Below are 11,898 nucleotides of genomic sequence, written 5' to 3'. Positions count from 1 at the left end.
GCGGGATCCACGACGGCGGGAGGCGGGGTCCCGCCGTCGTACGTAAAAACTAGGCGAAAACGGTCCAGTCGAGGACCACTTTGCCACCCCGGCCGGAGCGGGCGATCTCGAAAGCCTGCTCCCATTCAGTAGCCGGCAGCGTGTCCGTGACCACCGAGGCAACGGCTGCGCGCAGCACGGGGTTGGAGGAGAGCATGGCACTCATGGCGTACCAGGTTTCAAACATTTCGCGCCCGTAGATGCCCTTGAGCGTGAGCATGTGGGTGACGACCTTGCCCCAGTTGATGTCGATCGATTCACTCGGCAGGCCGAGCATGGCGATGCGGCCGCCGTGGTTCATGTTGTCGATCATTTCCGGCAGCGCGGTGGGGTGGCCGGACATTTCCAGGCCGATGTCGAAGCCTTCGCACATGCCCAATTCCAGTTGCGCATCCTTCACACGGGTGGTGGCGACGTTGATGGCGCGGTCGGCGCCCATTGCGGTGGCCATGGCCAGGCGCGGTTCGGAGACGTCGGTGATGGCAATCTTGCGGGCTCCGGCATGGCGGGCCACGGCGACGGCCATCAGGCCGATGGGGCCGGCACCGGTGACTAGAACGTCTTCGCCAACCAAGCCGAAACTCAGTGCAGTGTGGACGGCGTTGCCCAACGGATCGAAGATGGCACCCAGCTCTGGCGTGATGGACGGGTCCTTGTGCACCCACACATTGGACTCGGGGATGACCACGTATTCGGCGAAGGCGCCGTCACGCTGCACGCCCACGGAAATGGTGTTGATACACATGTGGCGGCGGCCGGCGCGGCAGTTGCGGCACATTCCGCACACCACATGGCCCTCGCCGGAGACCTTGTCCCCCACCTTGGTGCTGTGCACGCCACCGCCCACTGCCACCACTTCGCCATAAAATTCATGGCCCGCGATGAGTGGTGCGTTGATGGTTTCCGCGGCCCACGCGTCCCATGCCTGAATGTGCAGATCGGTGCCGCAAAGACCTGTGGTGTGTACGCGGATCTTGACTTCACCCTCCCCTGCGGAAGGCTCGGGACGGTCCACAAGTTCGAACCCAGCGTGTGGACCGGATTTGTACAGTGCTTTCATGGGCAGCTCTTTCGTGGTGCGGACGTCGATGTCCGGTGTTTGGTGGTGAGTACGCTTTACGTCCATTACAACCTGCAAAACCGTTTAGGACAATCGACAATCTCTCACTCGTCGATTAAGCAAAAGCTAAACTGTAGGCTAGTGGCATGGAACTCCATCAACTGCACATGCTCCGTGAGCTGGGCGAGCTGGGCAGCGTCAAGGCTGTGGCCGAAACCCTGTCCGTCACCCCTTCCGCCGTGTCCCAGCAAATTGCGTTGCTGCAACGTCAGGTGGAAACACCGCTGACTCGCAAGGACGGACGAAACCTGGTGCTGACGGAAGCCGGCAAGGTGCTCGCAGCAGCCGGCGCCCAGGTCATCGACGCCATGGCCACGGCGAAGGCGGCCATCGGCACCTATCAGGACGACACCAGCGGAACCGTCACTATCAGCGGTTTCCACAGCGCCGGTCAGGCCCTGTTCGCCCCGCTGGTGCGGAAGTTGGCGGCGCTGCGTGTTACCGGGGATGCGCGCTCAGTGCCGCAGCTGCGATTCTCTGATGAGGACGTGGCGCAGCAGGACTTTGCGGCCTTGACGGCCCGTTACGATCTGGTGTTGGCACACCGCATGGACCACAGTCCGCCGTGGCCACAACCTGGGCTGCGCGTCATCCCCCTGGCCAGGGAACCCCTCGACGTTGCCGTGGCGATTGACCACCCACTGGCCGCCAAAACAGCGGTGTCCGCGGCCGACGTCGTGCGCTATCCCTGGGTCAGCAGTCGCAGCGGTTACTCCCCCGCCGACGTGCTGATGGCCGTGGGCGCCATGGCCAGCCATCCGGTGGAGGTGGTGCACCGGATCAACGATTATTCGGCCGCCGCGGCGCTGGTGTCCACGGGCGAGGTCATTGGGTTGCTGCCACGCTACACCTCCGGCCCAGTGCTAAATCCCGGGGGTGCTGCCACTGCCCAGGTGGTGCTGCTGCCGCTGACAGGCATTAACACCCGGCGCCGGATCGACCTACTGGCCCGGCCGGAGAACTTGCGACGTGCCTCGGTGCTACTGGTAGCCCAAGCGATGCAGGAGGTCATGGCTGAGCTCACCGCTGGCTGAGCTCCCCACCGGGCCGGCCAAGAGCGCCCCCTGAACGTAAGATGCCGTCGCTCCCGTATATTGCCGAAGGTCTACGGCGGCAAAATACGGGAGCGACGGCATTTCTCGCGACAACTTCACAGTTACCGCCCTGCGGCGATCCGCTCTCGCGTGTGCGCCAGAATCGAGACCACGGGCCGGCCAATCACCAGTTCGCCGTCGCGCACAAAGCCCTCCTCACGGCCGTCCAACGACTCCACCATTCGCCCCCGCCACCGGGACAGTAGCGGAGCCGACGCTTCCTCACGTGCCAGATTGTGGCATTCATCGGGATCGGCGGCCAGGTCAAAGAGCTGCTCCACGCCTTGGGCAGAACCCCACACATACTTGACCTTGCCGTCCGTCAGCCAATGGATGTTCTGCCCGAAATAGACGTGCTCACCGTGCAGGTACTCCCGGACCGGGCCAGCTGCCTTCTCGCCCCGGACGTGGGGCGCGAGCGACTTACCGTCCACTGAATCTGGAATGTCCACACCCGCCAAGTCCAGCAGCGTGGGCATCAAATCCCGCAGTTCGACCACGTCATCCATGACGGCGCCCCGGGCCGAGTCCTTGACGGAGGGCGCATCGGCAATGATGAACGGGACGCGCGCCGAACCTTCATAGGGCAGCGCCTTGCGGAACATGTGGTGGTCACCCATCATTTCCCCGTGGTCTGAGGTGAACGCGATGATGGTGTCTTCCGCCAGGCCAAAATCTACGAGGGATTCCTTGATCCGGTTGATCTGCAGGTCAATCTGGGCCATGAGGCCGTAGTAGCCTGCACGGGCGCGGTGCACGGCTCTATCCGGCAGCGTCCCAAAGGCAGCCTGATAGTCACCGTCCTTGCGAAACTCATCCCAATCTTGCTCCCAGTCGCCTTCCACTGCTTTGTAGGGGTCAATGTCGACGTACTGCTCATACGCCCACTGCGGCGGATCATACGGCGGGTGCGGCCGGTGCCAGGATAGGTACAGAAAGAAGGGCTTGGACGGGTCTCGCCGGTACATCCAGTCAATGGCCTGTGTGCCAATCCAATGGCTGGGATGCAGATGTTCCGCCTTGTCCCAGGGACGGGCCACGATGGAATTACAGTTCACCCCGTTGTCGAAGTACTCCGCCTCCGGGGTGCTGCCCGGCTGACGCCGCAACCATGGAACATAGTCATCGAAGAAGGCGAAGTTCTGCTTGAATTTTCTGCGCGAATAGTGCATGAACCCGTCGTGCAGGATGACGTCGTCAAAGCCAATGCGAGCCCTTTCCGGGTGGACATGCATCTTTCCAATGGCCTGAGTGTGATAACCGGCCTTCTTGAACTCACTTTGGATAGTGACCGGGTGCGCCACGTCAAAGGGCACGCCCTCGTCGTAGCCCACCCGGCCGTGTCTCTCCTGCGACTGCCCGGTGAACAACGCAACGCGTGCCGGTACGCAGGTGGGCGTCGCCGAATAGCCCCTGGAAAACCTGACGCCACCCCGCGCCAACTCATCCAAATGGGGTGTCTCCACAAACGGGTGCCCCGCTGATGACAAGGCATCACCACGCCACTCATCAACACAAATCAGAATTACATTTGGCTTCGACACGGTTGGACAGCGTCTCCTTCATAGCTTCTCTGGATCTTGACTGGCTCTGCCTGCGGCGTATTGGGCAACACTGCAGCCCAGTCCATTATGAGTTACCCCGGAGGCTAGGGCGAACACCCGCTTTCCAACACCGCATCTGCGGCAGCGGTGGTTTAGCGCGCGGGCTGCCCGGCGTTGAAGTACTCGATCCATGCTGCGGGTAGCGGCGGAATATCCAGGCTGCTTCCTCTGGATCGCAGCGACTGCGCGGCCAGGACACCGGCCGCAACAGCTTCCCGGGCCGCAATTGGCGAGGTATCGGTGACTCCACCATCTCTGGCGAAGCGCAGGAACTCGGCAATCAACAGCGGATCAGCTCCACCATGACCGCCGTCACCGTCACGAATTTCAATCTCTTGATCCGGCGTCACAAAGCCGCCCTGAGATCGGCTGGTCCAGACCTTGATGACATCCCCGGGTCCGTCCCCAAAGTTCTCGATACGGCCCTTGGTGCCAATGACGGTGTAGTTGCGCCAGTAGTCCGGGGTGAAGTGGCACTGCTGATAGGAGGCCAGCGCTCCGTTGTCTAGGACCATCTGCATCATGGAGATGTCTTCAACATCGATGATGGGGTTGAGATCCGTCTGCTCGGCGGGCGGCCAGTTATCCAGCGAGAACCAGTCCCCCATGCGCCTGTCGGTGTTGTCTCTGCGCGAGGTGACGTCTCCGTAGACGGCTAGGTCCCCAATGGCGGAAACCCTCTTGGTGTAGCCACCGGCCAGCCAGTGGATCACATCAATGTCGTGGGCTCCCTTTTGCAACAGGAGGGAGGTGGTGTTGGCTCGCTCGGCGTGCCAGTCCTTGAAGTAGTAGTCACCGCCGTTGCCCACAAAGTGGCGGCACCAGACAGCCTTGACCTCGCCAATGGTGCCGGCCTGGATCAACTCACGCATCTGCACCACTACCGGCATGTGCCTCATGTTGTGGCCAACGTAGAGGCGCGTGCCGGTTTCAAACGCGGTGGCAAGAATCGAGTCTGTTGCCTCAAGGCTGACATCAAGCGGCTTCTCACAGAAAGTGGGGATGCCCGCCGTGAGCGTCTGCACAGCAACTTCGGCGTGGCGGTTGTCGGGGGTTAGAACCAACACTGCGTCCAAATCTGCGGCGAGCAACTCATCGAGGTTGGCCGTGATGACCGCCGTAGGAATCCTCGCCGCAGCATCGGCCCGGCCACGCTCGGAGAGGTCGCACACCATCACGACTTCCGAACCCTGCCCGGGCTTGTGGACCTGCTTCCACAACGAGGCTCGCAGACCAAAGCCCACAATCCCCACGCGCATATCTTTAGTTGCCGGAAGCGTGTCCGGGCGTTCCTGAACTACATCTGTCACAATATGTCTTTTCTCTATCTAACGATCAAAAGTTATAGGTGTAAGCGGCGCCGAATCACGGGCAAAGAGTTGCCACGGGAACTCCAGCACCTGGTGTGGCGCGGACTCGTCGGAGGCCCGTTCCACCAGAAATTTAGCCAAACTATTAAAGAAGTCCACGGGGCCCACGCTGCTCAACGACGGTTCCATGGCCTCGCCTTGAAGGGTGTTTCCCACACCCACCACGGCCACGTCCCCCGGCACAGAAAGCCGCAACCGTTGCGCCGCATTGATAGCCGCCATGGCGACAAAATCAGAGGTGGCGAAGATTGCTGTGGGCGGATCAGGCCGACTCAAAAGGGATACTGCCGCCTCGTAAGCCCCGAACTCGTCACCGTCAAAGGGCGCCACGTAGTCTTCGCGGAAAGAGATTCCAGCCCGTCGAAGTCCCGCCAAATAGGCGCCATATCTCTTTGTAGACGGCACCTGCAGGCTACCTCGGGACGTCAAGCAGGCCACTTTGGTGTGCTGCAATGTCAGGTGATCCATGGCTGCGTCCATGCTGCCTCCGGCTACGGACCGAATGACATCAAAGCCATTAGGCTCAAGCGTCTCGCTGAACACCACAAGGTTGTTGGTCCGGGCCAGTTCAGCCAGAAGTTCGGCATCCCCGTCCCGTTCCGCGGCATCAATGAAGATGACGTCGGCGCCTTGGCGTTTGATGGCCGTGCGCCAATCCGTGTCGGCGAGAATCATGGGGGTGATCCCGGCCGTGGCAACAGCCGCTCCCACCGCCTTGCTGACGGACAGGGACCAAGGATCCGAGAGCATGGTCAAGGAGAGCATCATCAGGTTGGACTTGCCTGTCCGGATGGTGCGTGCCGCCTGATTGGGGAGGTAGCCCACCTTGCTGGCAGCCGCGTGGACACGTTGAGCGGTTGCCGGGGAAATTCCCGAACCGTTGCTCCTGGTGCGTCCGGCCAGGACATAGGAAACAGTTGCCGTGGAGACTCCCGCTTCAGCTGCCACAGTCTTGATGGTGGGCCGAATCATGCCTGTCTACTCCTGATGTGGTGCCGTTTGGTTTTTGTTGTTGGTTCTAACATATGGCCACTGTTGCGGCGGCGTGGCACGGTTGCCGACACGTTACGACGGCGTGTCGGCAACCTCGTGGACGTTTGGTGGCTACTTTGGAACCGCCTGCTGTGTGAATACCGGCGCATCAGGGTTCAGGTCAGCCTGGTATTCCTCGCGAATTTTGTCGCCACCTTCGGACTTCCACCGCTTCAAGGCTGCGGCAAAATCCGAAACTTTGGCCCGGCCCGTGATGATGTCCACAACCTTGTCGGTCATCGGTTTGGCGATCTTGGGACCTACCTTGGCGTTGGTGTTGGAGTAGGAGCCGTTGGTGGGGTTGCGCCAGGCAAATTCCAGCAGCTTCTTCTCCGTCTCGTACACATATTTTGTGACCTGCGGATAGCCCGGGTTGAAGTTCACCCGCTCCGGTGCCGTCATGATATTCAAGGCGCTGACCACGCCCGGCAGGTTCTTCAAGCCGTCCGCATTCAGGATCGGGTTGCCATCCGCATCGAGGTCAAAGTCCTTGCCCTTGACGCCGTAGTTTTTGGCCAAGTATTCCTCGGTGCCAAACGGTGCCGAGAGCCAGTTGACAAGAGCCAGCTGTTCCTTGATGCGCTTCTCATCGGTTTTCTTGAACGCCGTATAACCTACGGTGCCGTAACCCATGTTGTAGGTGGGCTTGATGGTCCCGTCAAAGCTGAAGGGAACAAGAATTTCCATGTCCGCGTCAGGGTCCAGGGTGCGGAAGCTGCCCACGTCGCGGGGCCCGGAAACCACCATGGCACCTAGGGAGCCATTGACAATACGGGTCTTGGCGTTCGTCATATTGACGTCCGGGTAGAACGCGCCGGCGGCAAAAAGCTTGGCGACAAATTCCAGTCCGGCCAGGTATGCATCGGTTTCGTACTGGTGCGTCAAGCTCCGGTCCGCATTGACGGCCCAACCGTTCGGCGCGCCGAGGCACTGGTTGACGATGTTCAGGACGTTGATGTAAGCGGGCTCCAGCGCATATTGCTGCTTGCCCGGGTTACTGAGCTCCTTGACCTTGTCGAAGAACTCATCGGCGTCCTTGGCGTTCAGTCCGTCCACCTTGGCCCAGGTTTTCTTACTTCCGAGCATCACCTGACCAAAGGGGGTGCTCGGGATCGGTGCACCCCAGATCTTTCCATTGACGACGGCGGTGCGCCAGGAATCAGGCTTAAGCGCGGCAAGGTTGGGGTACTCAAGCACGGCGTCACCTGAGAGGTAGGGGGTCAGGTCTTCAAACTTCGCCTCGAGCATGGGGCCAACATTGGGCAGGCCCTGGTTTGGCGGAATCCACATCAAGTCCGGAAGTGTGTCACCGGCAAGGATGGTAGCGAACTTGGCCGGGTAGCCATCGCCTATATCTTCAACGATCTGCATGTTGAACTCGCCACCCAAGGCGGAGTTCAACCGCTGCCAGAAGGGGTTGTCGGGCATGGCCGGAGCCATGAGCTCAAACGTCTCGGACAGCACGCTAACCGGTCCGGTCAGCGGCTTGGACTTGGTGGAGGCCACGGGCTCGGGCATGGTGAGGAAGCCTGCCTCCAGACCATCGGCGTTTCCGGGAAGCTCAGCAACAACGGCAGTGAATTCCTTGTAGGTGGGCAAGGTGAGCGATTTGGAGGCTTTTGCACCGCCGTCGTTCGCCCCGTTACCACCGCCACAGGCGGACAGTGTGCCGGTCAGGGCCACTGCGGCGACCGAGATGCCGGCCAGTCCTAGGAAGTTGCGTCGTGAGACTCCAACGGAATTGATGGAACGCTTCATGTTAAACCACTTTCTCTTTTCACAGTTGTCAGAAATTTTGAAGGTACTAACCCTTGATGGCGCCTGTTATGACGCCCTTGGTGAAGTGCTTCTGGAGGAATGGATAGACGAGCAAGATGGGCAGCAGGGCCACCACTACAATGGCCATTTGCATGGATTGTGGCGGCGGCGTGGACGTCACCCCAATGGCGTCGGCCATGGAGCCGCCTTGGACAACGTAGTTCCGCAGGATCAGCTGAACCGGGTACAGGGTTTGATCGTTGATGTAGATCATGGCGTTGAAGAAGGCGTTCCAGAATCCCACGGCATAGAACAGGCCCACTACGGCGATGACTGCCTTGGATAGCGGCAGGACAACCTTGCGCAGGATCATGAAGTCGCTGGCACCGTCAATTCGGGCTGCTTCGATGAGTTCTGTGGGGATGTTCATGAAGAAGGAGCGCATCACCACGAAGTTGAAAGCGGCAAAGGTTCCCGGCAGGATCAGTGACCAGACGGTGTTCAACAGGCCCAATTGCTTGACCATCAAGAACATGGGAATCAACCCCGGGGCGAAGAGCAAGGTGAACAGCACCAACAACAACACGGGGCGGCCCAACATGACAGGGCGACTCGTGGCGTAGGCCATGGTGATCGTGATGAACAGCGCCAAGAAGGTGCCCACCGCTGTGATGAACGCGCTGACGCCCAGAGCCCGGATCATGAATTGTCCGCTGAAAATGGCCTGGTACGCGGCGAAACTGGGGTGAGTTGGCCAGAGCACGAATCCACCTGCCGCTATAAGTTGTTCGTCATCGGCCAGAGAGGTGGAGATGACAAGGAGCAACGGGATGACGATGGAGAGGGTGATTCCGCCAAGAACGACACCTTTGATGGCGTTGTAGAGCGGTGATGCTGGTTCTTTCCACGCGGGCCTTCCCGGGTTGTAGTTCAACTCCTTGTTCAAGCGTTTCGTGGCGCGCCGGTCGGAAAGTGTTGCCGTCATGCTGCTCTCCTTGGTGGATTTGGTGATGGTTGGGACGCTCATGAACCCACCTTTTTCTGGAAGATTCCGGGTTCGCCGAGCCGGTGGGCCACCTTGTTCGCGGCAAAGATCAGCAGCGCCCCCACAACACCCTTGGCGAGACCGGCCGCGGCACCGGCGCTCCACCCGCCGCCAACAATTCCGGCAAAGTAGGTGAAGGTATCCAAGACCTCGGCGGCTCCGGCGCCGACGGCGTCGTGCTGAAGTAAGAACTGTTCAAAGCCAACGCTGAGGATGTCGCCGATGCGCAAAATCAGCAAGAGGACGATGATGGAGCGCAGCCCCGGGAGCGTAATGTGCCACATGCGCCGCCAGCGACCTGCGCCGTCGGCCGCTGCGGCTTCATAGAGTGTGCCGTCGATCGAGGCCAGTGAAGCGAGGAAGATGATCATGGCCCAGCCAGCGTCCTTCCAGACCAGCTGGATGGTGGCCAGTAGCGGGAACGTCTCCGGATTGGTCATGAACGGAATGGTGTCCAGGCCCAGGTCGCGCATCGTGTTATTGACCAGTCCGGCACCACCGAGTACCTGCTGGAACAAGGCGATGACAAGCACCCATGAAAGGAAATGGGGCAGGTATACCAGTGATTGGAACCAGCGTCGCAGCTTGTTGCTGACGAGCGAGTCCACAATCAACGCCAGGCCGAGGGGCACTGGGAAGAACAAGACCAGCTGCCAGACGGCCAGCACTATGGTGTTGCGCAGCGCCACCCAGAAATCCGGGTTGAAGTATAGGTCTACGAAGTTTTGCAGGCCCACCCAGTCGCTGCCCGAGATGCCCAGGAACGGCTGGTAGTCCTGGAAGGCAATGACGTTGCCCAGGATCGGGATGTAGAAGAACAGCGCCAGGAACAGCACGCCCGGAACCATCATGACGAGCATCTGCCAGTCACGGCCCAAACGCGTCCGCCACGAGATCTTTCGCAGCGGGATGTCCGCTTGCTGCTGGTGGCCCTTGCCGGACTTCTTTCCCGGCTTGCCCTCACTGACGGGGGCGGCCCCCGGAAGTTCAACGGAGGCGGCAAGTTGCTCTGCCGACTCCTGTTGCAGCTGACTCATAGGTACTCCTGATCTTTGCGGAACGGTATATTCCCGTGTCTCAGCACCGAATTGGCGGTTTCGACACTCATTGGTTAACCGATTAACAACGATAAGTGACTAGCACCACATATGCAAGATGTTGAAGCATGTTCTTTTGAAAAAGTCAGAAACAGTCAATGAAGGATGGGGCGACGCAAAAAAAATGCGCCCGATCCCGCTTTCTGATCCCGGGATATCGGGATCGGAAAGCGGGATCGGGCGCATAAACGTCGATGATCAGCGGAATTTCATACGCGCCACGTATCTACCGGGCCAACGGAGCCTGACAGATCAGCGCCCCGTAACCTGCACATGAAATGCCGACCATGCATGCTCCAGTCTTTGCAGTTCTTCACGCCCCTGCTCCGTTAGCTGGTAGACCTTCCGGCCCGGCCCTCCCTGACCGTCTTCCCATGAGGTACTGAGAAATCCGTCGAGCTCCAATTTGCTCAACGCCGGATAGAGCGTTGCCCCTTTGACCCGCGAAAAGCCATGACCCACCATGGAGGCGGCAACCGCATACCCATAATTTGGGCCCTTACCCAGCTCAGTCAAGAGCCGCAGAGGCAGTACTGCCCGTTGCCAGACCTGAGGAAATTCGCCCACGTCCGTATCGATAGCTTCTTGCGTCCCGAGTATTGTCGGTTCCTCAGTCATGGAGATCATCCGCCATGGCTACAACGTCTGCTCGACGCCTTCGTTGTAGCCGCAGGGCTGCCCGACCGCTCTTTTTGGACAAGCCCCGGGACAAACACCAGGCGCCCACGATGGCCCCGTATGCGCCCATCCACCAGTTTCCGTCCTGCATGACACCCGTAACCGCCAGCGTAAACAGGACAGCTGCGGCCAGGAGGAAACCCACCCTCTTCAGTAATACAGTTCGCTGTGCGGACGTGTGCTCGGCCGCACCCAAACGCGCAACGAAAATCTCCACATTGCCAAATTCCTGAGCCGGCGTGCCCGCTACTTCGCCCGCTAGTTCGAGGTGAGTTCTCGCTTCCCGCACGGCAGCCTGCGCCTGGGCGCGGCTGAACAAGTACCGGCCGCGAAGCAGCGCCTGCGCATGGGCAAACCAGCGTTCGGAGTCCCATTGGGAATCCGCAACAAGTCTGCGTGACTTAATCTTGGGTAGCAGTGCCGCGACCCCCAGCAATACTGCGCCAAATATGACCAACGCCCAGCCGGGCAATCTCAAAAAGGACATCTCCGGTAAGGCCATCATGATGCCCGGCAGGGACACCATGAGGACACTCGCAGCAATCCATAAAAGCGCTGCCTGCCTCAAATGCCCCCGGGTCCGCACCGTCCAGCCCCATATGAAGACGGCCAGCAAGGCACCGATGAGCGGGAATAGTAGGGTGATTTTGCCTTGAAACACTTCAGCTGTCCACCCGTCGCTCAGCCCGATGAACACCCCCAGCAAGGCGACAACACCTCCCACACTGAGCAGCATGGCAGCGCCAAGCAGCGGCAGGGAGCTGAACGTCAGGTCCCGCTCAAGTCGATCAGCTGCGGGAATGAGCCCACGCCCACAGGCCCGGCCGTAGGCGCCAGCCGAGCCAAAAAGTTCCCCGGGACGCTCACCACTTGCCTGCACTGCAGCAAGAGAATCCGACAATGCGGCGGCGACACCAGATTCGGCAGCACCTGCCAGCAGCATCGCTTGAGCGTAAGCGCGTGCCCAATCCCGATCTTGCTCCGGCCACACCAAAATCTTGTCCTGCCATTCAGACTTACCGCTCGTACTGCGCATCCCCACACCCCAGCTAGGTTGATAT

General features: G+C 60.2%; 10 protein-coding genes. 1 reads left to right on the top strand and 9 read right to left on the bottom strand.

Annotation, left to right across the window (positions count from 1 at the left end; genetic code table 11):
- Window positions 1-49: 49 nt before the first annotated feature.
- Entirely contained in the window at window positions 50-1,099 is a 1,050-nt protein-coding gene (gene tdh / locus CXQ93_RS02695; protein ID WP_104108915.1) for an L-threonine 3-dehydrogenase, read from the bottom strand.
- 146 nt (window positions 1,100-1,245) lie between these two features.
- Here tdh and CXQ93_RS02690 point away from each other — a divergent pair, with 146 nt between their 5' ends.
- Window positions 1,246-2,193 (top strand): LysR family transcriptional regulator, encoded by a 948-nt coding sequence (locus tag CXQ93_RS02690; RefSeq protein ID WP_104108914.1) that lies wholly within the window; start codon window positions 1,246-1,248, stop codon window positions 2,191-2,193.
- A 122-nt stretch (window positions 2,194-2,315) separates the two neighbouring features.
- Here the strand turns inward: CXQ93_RS02690 and CXQ93_RS02685 are convergent, their stop codons facing one another.
- The 8 genes from CXQ93_RS02685 to CXQ93_RS02650 form a co-directional block, all read right to left on the bottom strand.
- Window positions 2,316-3,797, bottom strand: a complete 1,482-nt coding sequence (locus tag CXQ93_RS02685) for an arylsulfatase (RefSeq protein ID WP_104108913.1) — start codon at window positions 3,795-3,797, stop codon at window positions 2,316-2,318.
- A 152-nt stretch (window positions 3,798-3,949) separates the two neighbouring features.
- A complete protein-coding gene (locus tag CXQ93_RS02680) occupies window positions 3,950-5,116 on the bottom strand; it encodes a Gfo/Idh/MocA family protein (protein ID WP_104108912.1) in 1,167 nt (388 codons plus the stop codon).
- 69 nt (window positions 5,117-5,185) lie between these two features.
- Window positions 5,186-6,199 (bottom strand): LacI family DNA-binding transcriptional regulator, encoded by a 1,014-nt coding sequence (locus tag CXQ93_RS02675; RefSeq protein ID WP_104108911.1) that lies wholly within the window; start codon window positions 6,197-6,199, stop codon window positions 5,186-5,188.
- Between the two features lie 132 nt (window positions 6,200-6,331).
- Window positions 6,332-8,017 (bottom strand): sugar ABC transporter substrate-binding protein, encoded by a 1,686-nt coding sequence (locus tag CXQ93_RS02670; protein WP_104108910.1) that lies wholly within the window; start codon window positions 8,015-8,017, stop codon window positions 6,332-6,334.
- Window positions 8,018-8,063: 46 nt separating this feature from the next.
- Window positions 8,064-9,002, bottom strand: coding sequence for a carbohydrate ABC transporter permease (locus tag CXQ93_RS02665; protein WP_104109185.1), 939 nt, complete (start codon window positions 9,000-9,002; stop codon window positions 8,064-8,066).
- Between the two features lie 38 nt (window positions 9,003-9,040).
- Window positions 9,041-10,099, bottom strand: coding sequence for a sugar ABC transporter permease (locus CXQ93_RS02660; RefSeq protein WP_104108909.1), 1,059 nt, complete (start codon window positions 10,097-10,099; stop codon window positions 9,041-9,043).
- A 312-nt stretch (window positions 10,100-10,411) separates the two neighbouring features.
- Window positions 10,412-10,777, bottom strand: a complete 366-nt coding sequence (locus CXQ93_RS02655; protein ID WP_104108908.1) for a PadR family transcriptional regulator — start codon at window positions 10,775-10,777, stop codon at window positions 10,412-10,414.
- Window positions 10,770-11,873 carry a hypothetical protein gene (locus CXQ93_RS02650; protein WP_104108907.1) on the bottom strand — a complete coding sequence of 368 codons (1,104 nt, stop codon included), beginning with the start codon at window positions 11,871-11,873 and terminating at the stop codon, window positions 10,770-10,772. Before CXQ93_RS02650 ends, CXQ93_RS02655 begins: the two co-directional genes overlap by 8 nt.
- Window positions 11,874-11,898: the final 25 nt, after the last annotated feature.

This window comes from Arthrobacter sp. N199823 (assembly GCF_002929705.1).
Taxonomy (GTDB): domain Bacteria; phylum Actinomycetota; class Actinomycetes; order Actinomycetales; family Micrococcaceae; genus Specibacter.
Note: the sequence above shows the minus strand (reverse complement) of the source record. Positions and strands in the feature narration are given on the sequence as shown.